The sequence below is a fragment of the Streptomyces lanatus genome (genome assembly GCF_014655715.1).
Lineage (GTDB): Bacteria > Actinomycetota > Actinomycetes > Streptomycetales > Streptomycetaceae > Streptomyces > Streptomyces lanatus.
Genome location: NZ_BNBM01000026.1, coordinates 1 through 20,049 on the forward strand (window position 1 = coordinate 1; position 20,049 = coordinate 20,049).

General features: G+C 69.9%; 11 protein-coding genes and 1 pseudogene. 4 read left to right on the forward strand and 8 right to left on the reverse strand.

Features of this window, described 5'->3' with window-relative positions; all coding sequences use genetic code 11:
• Positions 1-539: ricin-type beta-trefoil lectin domain protein (locus IE325_RS42555; protein WP_190075577.1), on the forward strand; the 539-nt coding region annotated here is incomplete at its 5' end.
• Positions 540-810: 271 nt separating this feature from the next.
• Here IE325_RS42555 and IE325_RS42560 read toward each other — a convergent pair.
• The 4 genes from IE325_RS42560 to IE325_RS42575 all read right to left on the reverse strand — a co-directional run bounded on the left by IE325_RS42560 (position 811) and on the right by IE325_RS42575 (position 7,101).
• Positions 811-2,157 (reverse strand): extracellular catalytic domain type 1 short-chain-length polyhydroxyalkanoate depolymerase, encoded by a 1,347-nt coding sequence (locus IE325_RS42560; protein WP_190075578.1) that lies wholly within the window; start codon positions 2,155-2,157, stop codon positions 811-813.
• 232 nt (positions 2,158-2,389) lie between these two features.
• Positions 2,390-3,355 (reverse strand): glycoside hydrolase family 6 protein, encoded by a 966-nt coding sequence (locus IE325_RS42565; protein ID WP_190075579.1) that lies wholly within the window; start codon positions 3,353-3,355, stop codon positions 2,390-2,392.
• A 104-nt stretch (positions 3,356-3,459) separates the two neighbouring features.
• The gene (locus IE325_RS42570; protein ID WP_190075580.1) at positions 3,460-5,511 is read right to left on the reverse strand and encodes a glycoside hydrolase; all 2,052 of its coding nucleotides are present in this window, start codon (positions 5,509-5,511) and stop codon (positions 3,460-3,462) included.
• A 51-nt stretch (positions 5,512-5,562) separates the two neighbouring features.
• Positions 5,563-7,101 carry a glycoside hydrolase family 43 protein gene (locus tag IE325_RS42575; RefSeq protein ID WP_190075672.1) on the reverse strand — a complete coding sequence of 513 codons (1,539 nt, stop codon included), beginning with the start codon at positions 7,099-7,101 and terminating at the stop codon, positions 5,563-5,565.
• Positions 7,102-7,472: 371 nt separating this feature from the next.
• On the opposite strand from IE325_RS42575, the pseudogene IE325_RS42580 reads away from it, so the two are divergent.
• Positions 7,473-7,765 (forward strand): annotated as a pseudogene (locus IE325_RS42580) (cellulose binding domain-containing protein); the annotation flags it as partial.
• Between the two features lie 43 nt (positions 7,766-7,808).
• Here IE325_RS42580 and IE325_RS42585 read toward each other — a convergent pair.
• The 4 genes from IE325_RS42585 to IE325_RS42600 all read right to left on the reverse strand — a co-directional run bounded on the left by IE325_RS42585 (position 7,809) and on the right by IE325_RS42600 (position 14,845).
• Positions 7,809-9,320 (reverse strand): glycoside hydrolase family 43 protein, encoded by a 1,512-nt coding sequence (locus tag IE325_RS42585; RefSeq protein ID WP_190075581.1) that lies wholly within the window; start codon positions 9,318-9,320, stop codon positions 7,809-7,811.
• A 41-nt stretch (positions 9,321-9,361) separates the two neighbouring features.
• Positions 9,362-11,497, reverse strand: coding sequence for an alpha-galactosidase (locus IE325_RS42590; protein WP_190075582.1), 2,136 nt, complete (start codon positions 11,495-11,497; stop codon positions 9,362-9,364).
• A 125-nt stretch (positions 11,498-11,622) separates the two neighbouring features.
• Positions 11,623-12,339 (reverse strand): GH12 family glycosyl hydrolase domain-containing protein, encoded by a 717-nt coding sequence (locus tag IE325_RS42595; RefSeq protein WP_190075583.1) that lies wholly within the window; start codon positions 12,337-12,339, stop codon positions 11,623-11,625.
• A gap of 136 nt (positions 12,340-12,475) precedes the next feature.
• On the reverse strand, positions 12,476-14,845 hold the full coding sequence (locus IE325_RS42600; protein ID WP_190075584.1) for a sialidase family protein: 2,370 nt from the start codon (positions 14,843-14,845) through the stop codon (positions 12,476-12,478).
• Between the two features lie 668 nt (positions 14,846-15,513).
• Between IE325_RS42600 and IE325_RS42605 the strand changes: the two genes are divergently transcribed.
• A complete protein-coding gene (locus IE325_RS42605; RefSeq protein WP_190075585.1) occupies positions 15,514-18,456 on the forward strand; it encodes a glycoside hydrolase family 3 protein in 2,943 nt (980 codons plus the stop codon).
• An 86-nt stretch (positions 18,457-18,542) separates the two neighbouring features.
• Positions 18,543-19,925 carry a condensation domain-containing protein gene (locus IE325_RS42610; protein WP_190075586.1) on the forward strand — a complete coding sequence of 461 codons (1,383 nt, stop codon included), beginning with the start codon at positions 18,543-18,545 and terminating at the stop codon, positions 19,923-19,925.
• The last annotated feature ends 124 nt before the right edge of the window (positions 19,926-20,049 follow it).

Consider the following 20,049-nt stretch of genomic DNA (forward strand, 5'->3'; position numbering starts at 1 on the left):
TCGCATTCGTCGACATGAGCAGCCTGACCACGGCCGACCTGGCCGACCCCCTGCATCCCAATGACTCGGGCTACCAGAAGATGGCCGACGCCTTCCACCGCGGTGTCCAGTCCGCTGACAGCGCCGGGTGGCTGAAGAACCCCGCCCCCGCGCCCGCCCGCGTGCAGTCCGGCATCGCCGGCAAGTGCATGGACGTCAACGGCGCCAACACCGCCGACGGGACCGCCGTCCAGACGTGGAGCTGCGGCGACAGCGCCAACCAGTACTGGTCCGCCTACACCGACGGCACCCTGCGCTCCCTGGGCAAGTGCCTCGACGCCGCCGGCGGGGCCACCGCCAACGGCACCAGGGTACAGACCTGGACCTGCCACGGCGGTGCCAACCAGGTCTGGCAGCCCTACAACGGCGGCTACCGCAACCCCGCCTCCGGCCGCTGCCTCGACCTTCCGGGCTCCTCCACGACCGACGGCACACAGCTCGTGCTGTGGGACTGCAACGGCGGCTCCAACCAGAAGTGGACCACTCTGACCGCCGGATGAACCCCGCGCCCGGGATCCGAGCCCTCTCCGGGCTCGGATCCCGGGAGAACATCGGTGCCGGGCAGCAACCTGGTCGAACTCTTCGCCGTGGCTCCCGTCACCACCTCTGCTTCCCCCTGGCGGAGGGATCTGCTCGGTCCGCCGGAGTGGGTCGCTCGTCTGCCCGCCGGGCGCGGGCGGGGGAGGAGGCCAGTACCGGGGGTGTGAGCTTGGAGGGCTTCTCGAAACCGAGTGTGGTTTCGAGAAGCCCTCTCAGTCCTGGACGGTGCCGTCAGCCGAGGCGCCACTGCTGGTTGGTGCCGCCGTTGCAGTCCCACAGTGCGACCGTTGCGCCGCTGGCGGTGGAGGCACCGGTCACATCCAGACACAGGCCTGACTGGACGCTGGTGATGGTGCCGTTGGAGTTGAGGTTCCATTGCTGGTTGGTGCCGCCGTTGCAGTCCCATATCGCGACTTTGGCGGCGGCCGCGGTGCCGGTCGCGTCGAGGCACTTTGCGCCGCTGTAGACGGTGAGCTGCTTGGTCGACGTGCTGGTCCAGGTCTGGTTGGTGCCGCCGTTGCAGTCCCAGATCTGCGTCTGGGTGCCGTTGGTCTGCGAAGAGCCGGGTACGTCAAGGCACTTGCTCGAGCCGGTGGCGTGGACCGGACCTGTGGTGGTCCCGCCGGAGCCGTCGAGTCCGAAGAAGGTGATGGCCCTGCCCGCCATACCGCTGGCGGGCAGGGAGTGCCCGACACCCTGGAAGCTGTGCGCCTCGACCGGTGCCTGCGCGCCGGCGGAGCCGTAGCGGGTGCGGGTCCAGCCGGACTGCGGGGAGTCGGTGAAGACCGGAGTCTGGCTCACCCCGAGCACATTGGTCCACTGCTTGATCTCTTCACCGAAGTTCACGTAGTTCAGCGCTTCGTCCTCGGTACCGTGCCACAGCTGCATCCGCGGCCGGGCGCCGGTGTACCCCGGGTAGGCGCCCCGGACGAGGTCGCCCCACTCCTGCGGGGTCTTGGTGATCTTGCCGGTGGCGCAGTCGCTGTTCCAGCCGGAGCCGTCGGTGGTGGCGAAGCAGCCGAACGGCACACCCATGAATGCCGCACCGGCCTTGAACAGATCGGGGTAGTCGCCGAGCAGGACATTGGTCGTCATCGCGCCGGACGAGGCGCCGGTGACGTAGACCCGGCCGGGGTCGGCGTTCATGTTCTGCAGGGTGTACCGGACCATCTGGGCGATGCTCGTGGGGTCGCTGCCCCCGTCATGCTTGAGCGCCTGGGGCGAGGAGACGTCGAAGCACTGCCCGCTGACGTTCGCGTCCGGGTAGACGACGATGAACCCGTACTGGTCGGCCAGGCGGGCGAACTCCGTGTTGGAGTAGAAGGTGGGGGCCGTGCCGGTGCAGTAGTGCACTGCCACCAGCACCGCTGGGCGTGCCGGAGCGTTGTCGGGCTTGTAGACGTACATCCGCAGGTTTCCGGGGTTGCTGCCGAAGTTGGTCACCTCGGTCAGTGACGCGGCCGACGCGGTGGTGGCCGAGGCGCCGGTCAGGACGAGCGCCGCGATCAGCGGCGAGATCGCCATCAGCAGGGCTACCAGTACATCTCTGACGCTTCTCTTTTTGGACTTCCGGGACATGACGGTGTCCTTTCTGGAATCCGGCGCGGCCGGGGGATGGCCGGTGGTGAAGCGCTTCGACGCTTCCATTGGCATGACTGACTGGTCACGTAGTTGCCCGGCGCGTCCCACCACACGTGGATGAGGCCCGTCAGCGGCACTGGCGTGCCGTCTCGCGGGGGCTCTCGTGCGGGCCTCGGCCGTCACACGGGACGCTGCGGCATCGCCGGGTCGTGTCGTGGCGGGCGCTGCCCTAGTAACCGTAGATCATCTTGTAGGCGACCTCCGGGAGGAACTGTCCGGCCGAAGTGCCGGTTCCCACACCGCAGTTGCCGTCGGACTCGCCAGGGACCTTGATCCACAAGAGCATCTCGGCGCCTCCGCCCAGCTGCGTGGGGGTGCCGATACGGCGGCCAGAGGGGTTGCACCACTGGCCGTTGGAGCCGTTGCCGTTGCGGCTGGTGTCCACGACGAACGGCTTGGTGTAGCCGTACCGGGCGCCGAGTTCACTGTTGACGGCGGCGCCGTACGCGGTGTTCTCGGCCGTGGTCAGGTAGTTGGAGACGTTGAGCGAGAAACCGTGGGCCTGCCGCAGGCCCGCTTCGTGAAGGCGCCGGGCCATGGTCGCCGCGCTCGCCCAGGCCGGGTTGCCGGCGTCGAGGTAGACCCAGGTGTTGGGGGCCTGACGGTTGAACTCGGCGAGCGCGCCGGTGAGCATGCCCTCACGTTCGTCGATCTGGGCCTGGTTCATGCAGCCGTAGTCCCCGAGGGAGTCCGGTTCGAGGACAACGACGGCGGGGCGGCCGGCGATCCCGCCCGCGAACTGGGCGATCCAGCTCGCGTAGGCGGACGGCGAGGAGGCTCCGCCCGCGGAGTGCCCGCCGCAGTAGTCGCGGTTGTAGATGTTGTAGGCGACGAGGAGGGGCAGCTTGTCGCGGGCGTCCGCGGCGCCGACGTACGCGCCGGTGGCGGCGCCGATGGTGCCGCTCCAGGAGCCGAACCAGCGGGCCGTCGGTGTGTTGGCGATGGAGGCGTTGATCGCGGGTGTCCGGCCGTCACCGGGGTTGCCGGCGACCCACCGCTTCGCGCTGGAGTCGGGGTCTACATAGAACCCGTTGGTCATGGTCGTCGGGTCGGCCGCGTGGGCGGACGGGGCGGCGGCGAGGGCCAGCGGCAGTGAGGAGAGCGCTGCCGCCAAGGCGAGGAGTCTGCGGCGCATGACGGGTACCTCGGCTTTCTGACATCTGACGAGGGGTGCGTCCGGAGGTCGGCGGTGGGCGTGGGGAACGCTCCCGCCGGAAGCGCTCCCCACGGCACGGTCGGTCAGCAGGTCGAGTTGGTCTGGGTGAGGAGGCCGAGCCGCCATGGGAGGAGGTTGTAGTCGCCGCCCGCGTTGGGGTTCATGCCTTGGTAGAGGTACTGGAGCCGGCAGGAGGGGATGGTGAGGGTCTGGTCGTATCCGGCGCGGATCATCTCGCCGTGGCTGATGTCCCGGGTCCAGGCGCCGGAGGGGAAGGTGACGTTGTTGGCCCGGGCGAACGGGTTGCTCTCGGACGCGGCCAGGGGCGTCCAGGAGCCGGCCAGGCTGCCTGAGGTCCAGGAGCGGAAGTAGCGTCGGCCGTCGGAGCCGATGGCCTCGACGAGGAGCAGGTACTGGTTGGTGCCGTGCACCTTGTACACGTTGCTCGCTTCGAACAGGGCGTACTTGGAGTCCTGGGCCGCGATGACGGTGTTGGTGAATCCGTTGGGGAACTGGCCGGCGGCCGTCTGGGAGCGGTACAGGTGTCCGTTGTCGTCGGAGGAGAACAGGTAGCAGTTGGCGCTGTCGCAGATCACCCACATGTCGACCCAGTGGCCGTTGCCGATGTTCTGCCGGATGATGTCGGGCATCGACGCGTAGAAGTTGCGCGGGGCGCTCCACCCGTTGGGGTTGCTGATGTCGGGGTTGGTGGAGAACGAGGCGTTGCTGGTCTGGTAGACGAGGTACCACAGGCGTTGCTGGGCGTGGTAGAAGACCTGCGGTGCGGCCCGGTAGCCGGAGCCGATGGCGGTGCGGTCCAGGTAGTGGTGCGTGGCCGAGCCGGCCTGGGACCAGTCGGTGAAGTTCAGGTAGACCAGGTTGTATCCGGAGGAGCTGGCGACGCTCGCGAACACGTGGTACTTGCCGTTGTACTGGACGACCGTCGGGTCCTTGATCCCGGCGATGTTGTGGGTGGCGTCCGGCTTCGGCGCGATCAGCGTCCCGCTGGAGCTCCACGAGTAACGGCTGGGCAGAGCGGCGGCGTCGGTGGCACCGCGCGGGGCGGCGGGTGTGCCGCGGTTGGCGGTGGGCGGGCGTGCTGCGGGTGCCGCGGGTGTACCGCCCAGCGCGGTGAGCACCGCGTTGTACGCAGGCTTCTTGTTGCCGCCCCGGTCGAACAGCAGCGGGTTCTCGGTGGCTCGCCAGGAGTCGCTGTCGCGGATGCCCCAGACGGTGATGCCGGTGCAGCGCGCGACGTTCATGCAGGCCCTGACCGTGTTGGCGTACGCGGTCGGCGAGGCCTGCGCGATGTCCAGTTCGGTGATCTGGACGTCCACGCCGAGGGCGGCGAAGTTCGACAGCGTGGTCTGGAAGTTGGAGGGCGGGCCGCCGGTGCCGAAGTGGGCCTGGAGGCCGACGCAGTCGATGGGCACGCCGCGCGCCTTGAAGTCGCGCACCATGCGGTAGACGCCCTGGGTCTTGGCGTCGCTCCAGTTCTCGATGTTGTAGTCGTTGTAGCAGAGCTTGGCCGCCGGGTCGGCGGATCGCGCGGTGCGGAACGCCTGCTCGATGAAGCCGTCGCCCAGCAGGTTCTGGAACACCGAGGGGCGGTGCTGGCCGCTGCCGCCGTCGGCGAAGGCCTCGTTGACCACGTCCCAGGAGTGGATCCGGCCCTTGTAGCGGTTCATGACGGTGGTGATGTGGTTGTTCATCACGCCGCGCAGGGTGTTCGCGTCCCTGATGGAGCTGACCCAGCCGGGCAGTTGGGAGTGCCACACCAGGGTGTGGCCGCGCAGGCGCTGACCGCGGGCCTGCGCGCGGTTCGCGATCTGGTCGGCGGCGCCGAAGGTGAACTGCCCGCGCGACGGCTCGGTCGCGTCCCACTTCATCTCGTTCTCGGGCGTGACCGAGTTGAACTCACGGTCCAGGATGCCGGTGTACGTGCCGTCCCCGAGCCGGCCCGCGGCCACAGCGGTTCCGAAGTAGCGTCCTGACTGGGCCGCTTGGGCGCCCAGGGTAGAGGCGCGGACGGCGTCGGGTGCGGCGGTCGCGGCGACGGGTGTCACCAGTGCGCCGACGGCCAGCAGGGATAACACCGAGGCTCGGCGACGGCCGAGCCGTTTCAGCGGGTTCATGGTTCTCCTCGTACGGTCGGGTGGGGGGTAGGTGTGCGAACCTCCGATCGTTCAGGGGGTGGACAGCTCGAACCGCGTGACGCGGACCGCGCCGTCGAGCGCCTGTGTGGCGTGGTTGAAGAGGGCGAACCGGTAGCCCATGAAGAACCGCCAGTCGTTGCCCATGGCGAAGGCGGGTCCGAGGCGGGTGAAGGTGGTGCCGTCGGTGCTGTAGGAGAAGGTGCCGGGGCGTGCCGTGCCGGGGCGGACGTCCGCGGTCGCGCGCAGCCAGATGGGGCCGCCCGGGACGGGCGCGCTCGCGACCTCGGTGCCGGTGCCGGTGGTGTTCCAGTTGCCGTCCATGGTCAGCCCGTTGACCATCACCACTCGCGTCCTGCCGCCGTCGCGCTTGAGGCCGATCCAGGCGGAGGAGTCACGCAGCAGCGCGAGTCCGGCCCGGTCGCCGTCCCGCATCGCGGAGTGGTCGAGCTGGACGGTGGCGGTGGAGGTGGGGCCCTGGATGCGGTGCGTGAGGGTGTTGCGGGCCCAGTAGAGGTCGTCGGTGACGGTCGCGGTCCGCAGGGTCAGGCCGTTGCCGAGCGACCACTTGGTGTTGTCCGGGTTGTGGTTCCACTCCCATCTCGGGCTGAGGGTCGTGCCGTCGAAGGTGTCCACGCCGGTCATGGGGGTGACCTCGCGCGGTGGCGTGGGCACGACGGGGCTGGGATAGGAGGTGCCCCATGCGCCGTCCACGAGTCGCACGACGGGCCAACCGTCCGAGGTCCAGGTGACGGGCGCCAGGGCGGGCATCCGGCCGCCGGGGTAGGCGTCGACGAAGGCCATGTAGTACCAGGCACCGCTCTGCGTCTGCACCAGTCCGCCCTGGTGCGGGACGCCACCGCCGGGGATCGGCCCGTGCAGATCGAGGAGGACCTGTCGCATCGTGTACGGACCGAAGGGGCCGCTCGACGACTTCAGGATGTACTGGCCGTTCGCGGGCCGGGTCAGGAAGATGTAGTACTGCCCGTTGATCTTGTAGAAGCGGGATCCCTCGAGGGTGCCGACCCCGGACGGTGTGGTGAACACCTGCTGCGTGCGGACCTGTTCGCGGCCGTCGGGCGAGAGTTGGGCCACGCTGATGGTGGTGTTCCCGTAGGCCACGTAGAGGGTGTCGTCGGTGTCGACGAGCAGCCCCGCGTCGTAGTACGGGGTGCTGATCGTCGTCAGCCTGCTCCACGGTCCCTCGACGGCGGTGGCGGTGTAGACGAAGGTCCGGGCGAAGTCGATCTGGCCGAGCCAGTAGAAGGTCCGGTTGCCCGGCCGGTAGGCCAGCGACGAGGCCCAGATTCCCCGGACGTAGCCACGGGCGCCGTTGAGGTCGTACTTGGCGCCGAAGTCCAGCACCGGCACCGAGTGACCGGCGATCTCCCAGTGCACCAGGTCGTACGAACGCAGGACGGGTGCACCGGGCGAGTAGTGCATGGTCGAGGCCGAGGCATAGAAGGTGTCGCCGACGCGGATGATGTCGATGTCCGCGAAGTCCTGCCAGATCACCGGGTTGGTGTAGGCGGCCGCGGCCGCGAGGAGCGGGGCTTGATGAGGCCATGACATATGCACGGGTGGCGTTCTCCTTCTGTGGTCCAGCCGTGATGGCTGGAGTTGCCCGGAGGTGCCCTGCTCGGTTCGTGCGGAGTGGCTGCTCTGTATGCGCGATCTCGAACATGGATCGACTTGTCGAGCACCCAGGATGATAGGAGGTCGATGAGTCTCGTCAATACCCCTCGCATGAGTCGTTGGATGTCTCGAAACATTCGAAGCCTCGAAATGTCAGGAAGGCAAAGACATATCGTCTTTCAAGGTCCTGAAAGCCGCGTCGTGAAAGGCGGTTCGGTGGTAGGTCTTGACATGGTTGGCGGCCTCTCTAATATCCGTGAAGCTTGGTGTTTCCGAATCGCTCACGAAATTTCGAACCGCCTTTTCTGGTGGCGTCCCAAGGCCTCAACAACGGCTGGGCCAACAACGGCGGGGAGGACGTCACCTTCGTCGACGACATGCTCCGGCGTATCGAGGCGGACCTGCGCGTCGCTCTGGGATTCAGCTACGGCCCGCCATGTCGTACGCCCTCGCATGTTCCCGCGCGACCGTCTTCATCCCTCAGAACTCGCCGGAACCGGCGCAGGGCAGCCTGACGCACCGGGTCACCACCTGCTCGGGCTGCTCCGCCGGACATCCCGTCGCCTGGGCCGCGTTCGACGAAGGACACATCGCCGCCCCACCGACGGCCTACAGCCTCTGACCAGGTGTTCGCCCCGGTCGGTTCAGCCTTCGAGGGGTTCGTAGTGGAACCAGTCGAAGTGGACGGCGCCCTCGGCCGCGTACATGCCGATGACGCGGCCGGTGAAGCCGCCGGCGACCTCGGTCGACAGGTAACGGCCGTCGAGGGCCGCGAGTTCGGTGAACGTGCCGTCGGGTTGCTCGATGCCGAGGGAGACGATGTCGGGTCCGGTGCGCGGTCCGTGCGGAGGCGGTGGGTCCGAAATGGTGAGGGCGAGGACCAGTGGCCCTGCGGGTACGGCTTGTTCGGCCACGACCGTGCGCAGGGAGCCGACGCGCGCGATCACCCGTACCTCCGTCCCGGACGCCTCGATCGCGTAGTGGTGCCGCTCGTCGAGGCGGACAGCGAGGCCGCCGCGACCCTGCTCCGGGTCGACCAGGGTACGGGCCCGGCAGTTGAGGTGCTGCTGGCGGCGGCCGGTGAACACCGCGTCGGGTTCGTCCAGGGAGCCGCCCCGCGCATGGAGCGTCAGCCATCCGGGGCGCTCCTTGGTGGTGCACAGCTCGGCGGGGCGGTCCCGCACGGAGATCCAGGCCGGCCCGAGTTCGCTGAGCTCGAAGTCGTCGCGCCCTTCCTCGACGGGGACGGGGGAGAGCGGCCACGGGAGCGTGGAGAGGTCCGTGCCGACCTCGCCGACGACGGGCCAGTCGTCCTCCCAGGTCACGGGTGCCAGGAAGGTCTCGCGGCCGAGCACGTGCCAGCCGGGGGTGCCGCCGCGCGGCCGTACGCCGAGGAAGACCATCCACCACGAGCCGTCGGGGCCCTGGACCAGGTCGGCGTGGCCGGTGTTCTGGATGGGGTGGTCGGTGCCGCGGTGGGTGAGGACGGGGTTGGCCGGGCACGGCTCGAAGGGGCCGGTCGGCGCTGGGCCGCGGGCGATGGACACGCCGTGGCCGCGTTCGGTGCCGCCCTCGGCGATGAGCAGGTACCAGTAGTCGCCGATCCGGTAGAGGTGCGGTGCCTCCGGGGCCTTGGCGCCGGGGCCGCCGGACCAGAGCCCCTGCGGTGTGCCGTACGTCTGCCCGGTGGACGGGTCGAGGCGGACCTGTGCGACACCGGCGACGGTGCACCAGCAGGTGCCGTCCTCGTCCCAGGCCAGGTCGGGATCGATGCCCGGTACGCCCGGCGCCCGGATCGGATCCGACCATGGTCCGGCCGGGTCGGTGGCGGTGACGATCAGGTTGCCGCCGCCCTCGCTGCAGTTGGTGACGATCAGCCAGAAGCGGCCGTCGTGGTGGCGCAGGGTGGGGGCGTAGATGCCGCCCGAGGACGGCATGGAGGCCGGCAGACGCAACTGCTCCGGCCGGTCCAGGGCGTTGCCGATCTGCCGCCAGTGCACGAGGTCGCGGCTGTGGAAGAGGGGTACGCCGGGGAAGTACTCGAAGCTGGAGCAGGCGAGGTAGTAGTCGTCGCCGACCCGGCAGATGCTCGGGTCGGGGTGGAACCCGGGGAGCACGGGGTTGGTGGCGCGGGCGGGCTGGTTCTGGGCGGGCACCCTTGGTCGTCCTTTCGTCGGGTGGGCAGCGGGCACGGTACTCAGCGAGCGTCCGGCTGCGTGCGGGTGATGCGAAGCAGCGCCGCGGAGGGCGCGGTGGGCAGGGTCACGTTGAGGTCGGCGGTGTCCGGGTTCCAGACGGCAACGGCCTGACCCGCGGCGGGGTACAGCACCTCGGCACGGGCCGCGCCGCCCGACTGTTCGGGCAGCCGGAGGGTGGTGGTGGCCGCACCGCCCGGGCGGCGCCAGACGGTGAGGTAGGTGGTGGCGGGGGTGTGCAGGGCCAGGGCGATCCAGGGGTCGTCCCAGCCGGGAAGGCCGAGTGGCCAGGACGGCACGGCTTCCGCCAGGTCGGCGCGGATGGTCTTGTATGCGGCGACCGCCTCGTGGACCAGGGCGCGGGCCTCGGGCCCCAGTTCCGGCAGGTGGCCGGAGAGGTGGATGCGGCCGAGGAGGGCGCCGGCCATGGTGAAGGCGACCTCGTCGAGGGAGTCCTCCGGCTGCGGATAGGCCCACACGGCGCCCTGCTCGGGGGTGACGGCGGTGGGCGCGGAGGCCGCGATGGGCGCGTAGAGCCGCAGGTTCTGCTGGTCGCTGGTGGACTGCAGTTGCAGCCGCGACAGCAGGGCGTGGTCCCAGCGCATGCCGCCCGAGGCGCAGTTCTCCACCACCAGGTGCGGATGGCGGTCCAGGATGCCGTCGAGCCAGTCGAGGTGCGCCCGGTTGTGGCCGAGCAGACCGGCGCCCGGGGTCTCGCCGGGGTGGGCGCTGGTGCCGGAGCCGGGGTCGATGTTGTGGTCGAGCTTGAGATAGCCGACGCCCCACTCGCCGACCAGGCGGTCCACGACCTGGTCCAGGTGGGCACGGGCGGCCGGGTGACGCAGGTCCAGGTGGTGCCGGCCGGTCTCCGTGAGGCGGACGCCGTCGCGGCGGAAGAACGCCTCGTCGGGCAGGGACTTGGCCATGGGGCTGTCGACGCCGATGACTTCCGGCTCCAGCCACAGGCCGGGCACCATACCGCGTTCGCGGATGCGCTCCAGCACCTCGTGGATCCCCTTCTCGCCGGGGAAGCGGGAGGCGGCCGGTTCCCAGGCGCCGACGGTGGTCCACCAGCCGCCGTTGTCGCCGTCGTACCAGCCCGCGTCGATGACGAAGTACTCGGCGCCGGCCTCGGCCGCCGCGTCGATCAGCGGCAGCAGCTTGTCGGTGGTGGGGTCGCCCATCAGGCAGTTCATGTAGTCGTTGAAGATGACGGGCAGACGCCGGTGGTCGGCGTGCGGGCGGCGGTGGGCGCGGCGGTAGCGGGTCAGCGCGGCGAACGCGGCGTCGGGGCCGCCGTCGGCGCTGAAGGACAGGGCGGCGGGTACGGTGCGGAAGGCGGCGCCGGGTTCCAGGGGGTGGCGCCAGCCGTGGTGGGCGTCGGTGGGCCCGAACAGTGCCGCGTAGGCCGCCCGGTCGTGTTCTTGGCACTCCCAGCGCCAACCGCCGCCGTTGTGCTCGATCTGCCACACCCAACTGCGGCCGGTACGCCGGTCCGTGAGGCCGCCCATGGGCAGGTGTCCGCAACTGGACCAGGTGCCCTGGCCGTTCAGGGCGAAGCCGGCCTTGCCGTGCCCGTACTTCACGCGTCCGCTGACGCCGGGTGTGGTGCGGCGCATCGGCTGTCGCTGCCAGCGGCACTCGGCGAGCCAGTCGTTGTCCGCCCACAGCAGGTCGGCGGCGTCGACGGCCGCCGGGTCCCGCGGGGTGAGGCAGCCCACCGTGAGCGAGCTGACCGACTCCAGGTGCAGTGTGGTCCGCCCTTCGTTGCGCAGGATCACTTCGCCGCGGAGCACGGGGATGCCGTCCGGCGACCGGTAGGTCACCTCCGCGGCCAACCCGGTTTCCGGGTCATGGAGATGCACGGTCAGCGTGTGCCAGTCGCCGTCGCGGGCCGCGTGGTGGGCCCGGTGGCGCAGCCGCCCGCCGAGAGCGGTCCCGATCAGACGGCTGCCCGACCAGCCGCGGCCCTGCCCTGCGGCCGTCACCTCGACCAGCGGCAGGGACGCACCGGGGTCGCCGCCCGCTTCGCCGGGCAGTCCGAGATGCGCCAGACGGGCGCTGCCGTCGTCGCCGAGGACGAACTCGAGGTGCAGGGCGTCGTGACCCCAGCGGAAGCTCCGCTGTTCGTTCTCCATGGTGTCCTTTCCAGGTCAGTGGCCGGGCTGTGGGGCCGGTGTCTCGGTGCAGGCCGTGCTCGCCGTCGAACTCGACGGCGAGCACGGTGGTGTGCGGCGCGGTGATGCACAAGGGCAGCGCGGCGTCAGAAGCCCACGGCGCCCCAGGAGTGAGCCGTGTAGTCGCCCGGCCCGAATTCCCAGCCGGCCATGACGCTGTTGAGGTAGTGGTCGTTGGTGTAGAGGCCCTTGTTCAGGCCGTAGTTGAAGAACGGGGTGAGGCTGCCGGACCACCAGCCGGACCTGCTCCTGTCCAGGAAGCTGAGGGTGTGGTCGCCGTTCGGCCAGTTGTAGTCGTAGATGTCCCAGCTGCGGCCGCCCAGGGTGACATTGGTCACGGTCGGGATCGCGTTTCCGTTCCCGTCGTAGCGGTCGGCCAGCGGCTGGGTGTTGGACCAGTTGAGCCAGATCATCAGCTCGGTCTTGGAGTTGCGGTTGTTCGGCTCGGGGTAGGGGTCGATGAAGATGTCGTACGTGGCGTTGTACCGCGAGCCGGACTTCGGCCACGCCGACTGGCTGAACCACGAGTTGTTGTTGGGGCTGACGGCGCCGATCTTCTTGGGGAGTGTGGTCACCGGGGACGACCAGCCCCAGTCCTTGCCGTTGACCATGGCGACGAAGCCGGTGCCGGTCGAGGCGTTCACGCCCCAGGAGTTGTCGTTGGCGTACCACGTCGAGGCGTTGCCGCCGGTCGAGTAGTGCTTGAACCAGTACGTCTGTGACGCTGCCACTGCCGAGTTCGGCAGGGTGAGGACGAGAGCCAGCGCCGCGAGGAGCGCGGCCCAGCCGATACGGAATTTCATCAGCCCTCCGGAGTGTGTGCTGAGTGGGGGGATCACACAGGAGAGGAGAAGTCGGTCGTCCTGCCCTGGCGGCAGGGCTACGTCTGTCTCCCCTTCGGGACCGGGGGTGCGGAGCGCGGTGACCGGGAGTCAGACCTCACTTCGGGTCGCCGTAGATGACTCCGCGTCCGTTGGTCCCGAAGTAGACGCGACCGTGGATCCGGGGGTCTCCGGTCATGGTGTTGCCGGTCCAGGCGTACTGGTGGCGGTCGTCGTTGATGCGGGTCCAGGTCCGGCCCGCGTCGTCGGACCGGAAGATGCCGCGCACGCCGTGGATCTTGGAGCTGGTGTAGACGGCGGGGTACTTGGCGCCCGGCGCGGCCTTGCCGAATCCGACGACGTCGCCCTGGTCCACCGCCTCGAACCTGGTGAAGGACGTTCCGGAGTCGGTCGACCGCCACAGCCCGTACGGTGTGGGGGTGGCGGGCTTGGTGGTGCCGCCGGCCAGCCAGATGTCACCCTCGCGGCCCGGTACCGGCTTGAACCGGACGTTCCCCGCGGTGGGCAGACCGGTCGCCGCCGTGGCCTTGAAGCCCTTGCCGCCGTCCGTGCTGAGGTAGAAGGCGCCGGCGTCGTAGGCGTAGAACTTCGCCGGGTTCACCCGGTCCGAGCGCACCGAAGCCCCGGTCGGCAGGCCCTTCGACGCCGTCCAGGTCGCTCCGTGGTCGTCGGACCAGCTGACCGGCGCACCGGCCGGTGACCAGACGATCCGCCTGCCGTCGGCGCTGATGGCGACGGCCTGGTCCTCGGCTCCGGGCCCGGTGACGCCGGACGGCTCACTGCCCGACGGCGTCCAGGTTGCTCCGCTGTCGGCGGAGATGGCGAAGTGCTGGGTCCAGCCGCTGGTGGGGTGGCCGACCCGCACGATGGTGTGGGGCGCCAGCTCCGCGTAGTCGAGGGCTGGGGTGCCGCCGAAGGTCGGGCTGTCGTACATCTTCGGCGCCTTGCGGAAATCCGTGTGCCGGAAGCCGCCGACGTCGCCGACGCCGGAGAAGAGATGCGCCGGGCCGACGGGCGGGCTGATCACACACATGACAGCGGTTTCCTCCAACCCCTGGGCCCGCACGGACAGGTGCACCGTGCGGTCGCTGTCCCAGTCGGTCAGGTTGTCGGCGCCGTAGATCGTCGCGCCGGTTCCGTACACGAAGTGGTCGGAGTCGAAGGGGTCGATCTGGACGGACTCCATCATCCAGCCCAGCTTGGGGGTCATCTCGGGCAGCGACGGCGAGGCGTTCCAGGTCAGCCAGGGAGCGGCGGAGATGTCGATGTCGTAGCGCAGGGTGCGCTCGGAGTTCGTGCCCAGTTCCCACGCGGGGGTCCAGCTCGCGCCGCCGTCCGTGGAGCGGAAGAGGAGGCAGTCTGGGTACCACTTGACCTGGGTGGACACCATCAGGGTGTCCGGGTTCTGCCGGTCGATGGTCAGGCCGCTGTAGCCGTACTTGTTGTCGTCGCTGGTGGACGGGACCGGGCTGATGCGGGTCCAGGTGTCGGTGGCGGTGTCCAGCTTCCACACGTCGCCCTTGGACCCGTCGTAGGGGCCGGCGGTGTCGCTGGTCGCCAGGTACAGGTGGCCGCCGACGTGGTCGAAGACCGCGTGGTGCGGGATGAATCCGGTGGGCTGCCCGGGGACGCGTTCCCAGGTCGCTCCCGCGTCGGTCGACCGGTACAGGATGTTGTCCTTGTCGGCGACGGTGACGTAGAGGGTCCGGGTGGCCTTCCCAGGTCTGCCGGTGCGCTTGTCGAAGACGACTTGCAGCACGCCCAGGTTGTCGCCGTTGTAGCCGTCGGGGTCGGTGGGGTCGATGACGAAGTTGCCGACGTTGGGGAAGTTGGCGACCTTCGCGAAGGTCTTGCCGTGGTCGGTGCTGCGCCACAGCCCGTGGCCCCCGCGCACTCCCAGGTAGAGGATCCTGTTGCGGTTGGGGTCGATCACCAGCCGCTCGCCGATGCCCCGGCCGGGCATGTTGCCGCCCAGCCGGAACGGCAGGGGAGTGGTCTTCCAGGTGCGGCCGCGGTCGGTCGAGCGCAGGATCGCCGCCATGCTCGGGTCCCATTCGGGCATGGTGTAGGTGCCCGCCGCCAGGTAGACGCGGTCGGGGTCGACCTCGTCAGTGGCGATGCTGATGATGCCGGTGTGTCCGTACTCGTCCCAGCCGATCCAGTCGGTGAGGGGGATCCACCGTCTGGACTTCGTGTCGAGGCGGTAGGCGCCGCCGATGTCGGTCCGGGCATACACCAGTCCGGGCTCGCGCTGGTTGAAGACGATGCCTGTGACGAAGCCGCCGCCGACCATCTCGGCGTTGCGGAAGGTGTAGGGCGTGTGTCGGACCTTCCCGGCCCCGCGGGCGGATGCGGCGGATGTGACGGATGCGGCGGACGCACCGGAAGGGGCGAGCAGGGGGAGTGCGGCCGTGGCCGCGCCTGCGGCCAGCACGCCTCGGCGGGAGAGGTGCGGGGCATGGGTCATGACGGGTCCTTGCCTTTCGGGTGCGGGTCCGTGCGGGGCCTGCGCACAAGCAGCGGTCCGGCCGGCCGGCTCCAGAAGGCGATTCCGCGGGCCTTGTCCAGCGCGACGAAAGTGCGGGGATTGCCCTTCGCCGAAGCCGGAGTTGGTCTGCCGGACTTCGCCGGAGCTACTGATGGGGAGGTCCGCAGGACGGCTCGGCGGTTCAGCTCAAGGCTCATGTCGTTGCGGCCCTTCGTTTGCGTGGAGCCGTCCGGCGGGCGGGCCGACGCTGCGTCGTCCGGTGGTCTCGTGTCGGCAGGGCGGGAGCGATTCGACTCCAGTCGACGCGCTTCGACGTTTCGGTGACACTAAGGCCGTGTTTCCGGGGCGACAACGGCCCGGAAAGGTCACTTTTCGGTAACAGGCACGGTCGGGGTGAGGGCGCATCCCGCCCTCCATGCGGCTTCGCCTCAGATGAGCTGGCCTTCTGGATGAACGTCGACGCCCGAAGGGCGGCCCTCGACAGCCGGGCTACTTGTGATTGACACACGACTCAGCGTCATGTCAACGTCGAAGCGCTTCGACTCCATCACGACAGTGCGATCGAGAAAAGCCGTACGCCGCCCGGGTCCGCAGTCGCCCACGCTCCCCACGCCGTCTCCGTCGACCTCCTGCAAGGGACTTCTCAGGTGAGTACCGCCGCCACATCCCCCGAGCCACCCACCCCCGACCTGCCGTTCCGTGACCCCGCGCTACCTTTCGCCCGACGGGTCGACGACCTGATCTCCCGGCTGACGCTCGACGAGCGCATCGAGCTGCTCTACCAGTACTCGCCAGGAGTCCCGCGTCTCGGACTGGCCCCCTTCAAGACCGGTACCGAAGGGCTGCACGGCGTGTCCTGGCTGGGGCCGGCCACCGTGTTCCCGCAGGCGGTAGGCCTGGGAGCCACCTGGGACGAGGAGTTGCTGCACGAGGTCGCCTCGGCCGTCGGCACCGAGGCCCGCGCCTTCCACCAGCGCCCGGCCCTCAACGGCCATCGGCACAGCCTCCAGGTCTGGGCTCCCGTGGTGAACCTGCTGCGCGACCCCCGCTGGGGCCGCAACGAGGAGGGGTACGCGGAGGATCCGCTGCTCACCGGCAGGCTCTCCGTCAGGTTCTGCCGCGGGCTGGCCGGGGACCACCCGGTCTATCTGCGCACGGCACCGCTCCTGAAGCACTTCCTCGCCTACAACAACGAGGACGAGCGCGACATCACCTCCTCCGTGGTACCGCCCAGGGTGCTGCACGAATACGACCTCGCCGCCTTCCGCCCGGCGATCGCGTCCGGCGCCGCCACCGGTGTCATGCCGGCCTACAACCTCATCAACGGCCGCCCCTGCCATGTCAGTCCACTGCTCGAGACCGAGGTACGGCGCTGGGCCGAGCCCACCGGCCACGAGCTGTTCGTCTGCAGCGACGCCGGAGCCGTCACCAACCTCGCCGAATCGGAGCGCTACTTCGACGACCACCCCACCTCCCACGCGGCGGCGGTACGCGCCGGCGTCGACAGCATCACCGAACTGGACGAGGACGGCAGCATCACCCTCGGCCGACTCCGCACGGCGGTCGACCGCGGGCTGCTCACCGAGGCCGACATCGACCGGGCCGCGCGCCGCCACCTGTCGATACGCCTGCGCCTCGGCGAGTTCGATCCGGACCTCGACCCCTACGCCGGCATCCGCGACGACGTCGTGGACAGCCCCGCCCACCGGGCGCTCGCCCTGCGCGCCGCCACGGAGTCGGTGGTGCTGCTGAAGAACGACGGAGCACTGCCGCTGTCGCCGACACCCGGCCAACGCGTGGCGCTCATCGGTCCGTTGGCGGACACCCTCTTCGAGGACTGGTACAGCGGCACCATGCCGTACCGGATCACCATTGCCACCGGCCTGGAGGCGGCACTCAAGGAGCGCGGCGCCGAAGCGGTCCGCGCGGAGGGAGTCGACCGGATCACGCTGCGCGCCGCCTCCACCGGAGGCCTCCTGCGCGTGCCCGCGCTCGACCCCGGCGGGCCCATGGTGGCCGGTGCTCACTCGGACGAGCAGGAGGCGGGCGACAACGCCTGCCACGACCTGTTCGACTGGGGTGGAGGCGTGCTGACCCTCCGCAACGCCCGCACGGAACGCTACGTCACCCTCAAGGACGGCGACCTCACCCTCGCCGCCGACCAGACGCAGCCGAACGGCTGGTTCGTCCACGAGACCCTCCGGCTGGAACCCCAGCCCGACGGCACGGAACTGCTGCGCAACATCAGCAACGGCCGCTATGCCGCCGTGGACCCCGCCACCGGCCGTGTCACCCTCTCTGCCGAAGCCCCCGAGCAGGCGGAACGCTGGACCCGAACGGTCGTCAGGGACGGAATCGCCGAAGCCGTCGCGGCCGCCGCCTCGGCGGACGTCGCCGTGGTCGTCCTGGGAAACGACCCGCACATCAACGGGCGCGAGACCGAGGACCGTACGGGCATCTCACTGCCGCCCGTGCAGGAGGCCCTGCTGCGCGCCGTCACCACCGAGCGCCCCGAGTCGGTACTGGTCGTGATGAGCAGCTACCCGTACGCCGTCGACTGGGCGGACGAGCACCTGCCCGCCGTGGTGTGGACCTCCCACGGCGGGCAGGAGACGGGCCGGGCACTCGCCGCGATCCTGCTCGGCGAGGCCGAACCCTCCGGACGGCTCCCGCAGACCTGGTACCGCGGCGACGACCCGCTGCCCGGCCGCCTCGACTACGACATCATCAGCGCCGGCTGGACGTACCAGTACCACGAGGCCGCACCGCTGTACCCCTTCGGGCACGGCCTGTCCTACACCAGCTTCGCCTGCTCCGACCTGCGGCTGTCCGCCGGGGAAGCGGCGCAGGACGACACCCTGACCGTGAGCGTCGAGCTCACCAACACCGGGGCGCGCACGGGCACCGAGACCGTGCAGCTCTACACGCGCGCGCTCGACGCCCGCCACCGCGCGCCAAGGCGCAGACTGACGGACTTCCGCAAGGTCTCCCTCGCCCCCGGTGAACGGCGGCGGCTGGAGTTCGACCTGCCCGTCGCGGCCCTGGCCCACTGGTTCGTCCCGGCCGGCGCCCTCGCCGTGGAGCCGGGGCCGTACGAGATCCTGATCGGGCACTCGGCCGAAGCCATCGCCCTGACAGCGCCCCTCACCGTGACGGGGCCGGCCCTCCCTGCCCGCGCTCTCCTCGGCGGACGACTGGCCGCCGTCGACTTCGACGAGTGCGAGGGCGGCACGCTCGTCGACGCCAGCCGGGAGAAGGGGGAGGCGGTCACCCCGGCGACCGGTGACATCCACTGCGCACTGCGCTACGGCTCAGTCGACCTGGGCAGCCCGGCGGACGGGCCGCGGGTCATCACGGCCGAGGTGTCGTGCGCGACGGAGGAGGAAGCGACCATCGAGATCTACGCCGACGGCGCCCCCGGTGCCGGAACCCTGCTCGCCGCCCTCCGTGTCACCACCGGCACCGACAGCCGGTACGACTGGCGCACGGTCAGCGCGCGGATGCCGGAGGAGGTGACCGGGGTGCACGATCTGCATCTCGTTCTGCGGGGCGGTGTCCACCTGGCCGCGATCGCCGGCGGGACGTGGTGAGGAGCGGTGGGACGCGGTAAGGAGCGGTGGGACGCGGCAAGAAGACCGTCCGCTGCCGCGTATACCAGAGGAGGGCCGGGGCGGATATGCGACAGACCGCACGCCATGACGTCGTCTTCGTCGCCGGCACCGCCGCAGAGCATGAACTGACCTGGTCGCAGAAGGCCCATGAACGCGAAGGATGCCGCCCCCATCTCCACGGACCCCGCAACAGGAACGTACGGATGGGGCGGGCACTGCACGGCCGGCCCGACATGTCCGCGGTGCTGCGTTCCTTCGCCGGGGTCATGGCTCACTTCGAGGCGCTGCGCACGCTCTATCCACGTGACGCGGACGGGCACCCGAGCGCGGTCGTCGTGGCTTCCGGCGTGCTCCAGGTCGATGAGTACGCCTCCGACGCCCCGCCGACCTACGACGAGCTGAGCGCCTTCACGCTCCGACTGGCCGAGCCCGGATTCGCCCCGGACGACCTGCCGTTGCGGGCCGCCGTCATCACCGTGGACGACAGGCCCATCCACATCGCGCTGTCCTTGCACCACTTCTCGGCGGACACGACCGCTGCCCGGATCGCGGCCGAACACATAGCCCGACTGGCCGCCGATCCGGGTGCCGACCTCGGCCCGGGGTGGCGGCCGCGGCAGATCGCGGGCTTCGAAGCCAGTCCCTCGGGGTTGCGGCACGCCCATCGTGTCGACACCCATGACCGGGCCATGCTCCGTAGGTCCGCCATGCCCGAACTCCAGGTGGCCCCGAGCCACAGGGCCGCCGTCTACAACTTCGTATGCCTCGACTCCGCGGCGGTCGCCCTCGCGGCCGCCGGTCTGGCGAAGCAGTACCGGACATCCGTGACCGCCGTCCTGCAAGCCGCATACGCGTGCACGCTCGCCGAGCACCTCGGCATCGGCACCTGCGTGTTCAACACCGTGATGCCCAACCGACAGACCACCTTCGCCCGCGAGGCGGTGGCCCATATCGCCGGCAGGGCCCTCGTCCCGGTGGACACGTCCCTGGGCAGCGACCGGTTCCCGGCGCTGTGCCGAGCCGTGGACGCGGCACTCGTCAGATCCTCCTCCATCAGCCTGCGAGAGCCCGACCGCTACGCCAGATCCCTGGACGAGGTCTCCGCCGAACTGGGCCGCTCCGCACACAACCCGTACGTGGTCAACATCCGCCCCATAGCGCCCCGCACACTGATCCGGGCTCGTGCGGACAGGGCACCGCAGGACCTCGACCGAGCCATGGCATCCAGCCGTTACCGACGATTCCCCAAACTCGTCGACGCGTACTCCGGAAACCTCTCCTTCGATGTGTGGGGCATGTCCGAGACGGCCGGAATCAGTCTCGGGACGGATGCGATGTCGTTCGACGCGACGGATCTCGAACAGATACTGCGGTCCTTCGAGAGCCGGCTGGTCGGAGCCGCGCTCGGCGGTCACGTCGCGGGGAGCGGCTCCTTCGCCGGCGCGTAGAGCGCGGCGGAGTACGGATGGTCGAGGTCGAGATCACTCACGACGCCGGGTGTGCTGCCTGCAGTCTTCCGGGCAACGGTGCGGCGGTTGTCGATTCGAGCGCGCGTGGGCGCGGTGCGGCGAG

What these genes read in the sequence shown, in the direction of transcription:
- IE325_RS42560 (WP_190075578.1), bottom strand. Translation starts at nt 2,157, where the DNA reads ATGTCCCGGAAGTCCAAAAAGAGAAGCGTCAGAGATGTACTGGTAGCC.
- IE325_RS42565 (WP_190075579.1), bottom strand. Translation starts at nt 3,355, where the DNA reads ATGCGCCGCAGACTCCTCGCCTTGGCGGCAGCGCTCTCCTCACTGCCG.
- IE325_RS42570 (WP_190075580.1), bottom strand. Translation starts at nt 5,511, where the DNA reads ATGAACCCGCTGAAACGGCTCGGCCGTCGCCGAGCCTCGGTGTTATCC.
- IE325_RS42575 (WP_190075672.1), bottom strand. Translation starts at nt 7,101, where the DNA reads ATGTCATGGCCTCATCAAGCCCCGCTCCTCGCGGCCGCGGCCGCCTAC.
- IE325_RS42590 (WP_190075582.1), bottom strand. Translation starts at nt 11,497, where the DNA reads ATGGAGAACGAACAGCGGAGCTTCCGCTGGGGTCACGACGCCCTGCAC.
- IE325_RS42595 (WP_190075583.1), bottom strand. Translation starts at nt 12,339, where the DNA reads ATGAAATTCCGTATCGGCTGGGCCGCGCTCCTCGCGGCGCTGGCTCTC.
- IE325_RS42600 (WP_190075584.1), bottom strand. Translation starts at nt 14,845, where the DNA reads ATGACCCATGCCCCGCACCTCTCCCGCCGAGGCGTGCTGGCCGCAGGC.
- IE325_RS42610 (WP_190075586.1), top strand. Translation starts at nt 18,543, where the DNA reads ATGCGACAGACCGCACGCCATGACGTCGTCTTCGTCGCCGGCACCGCC.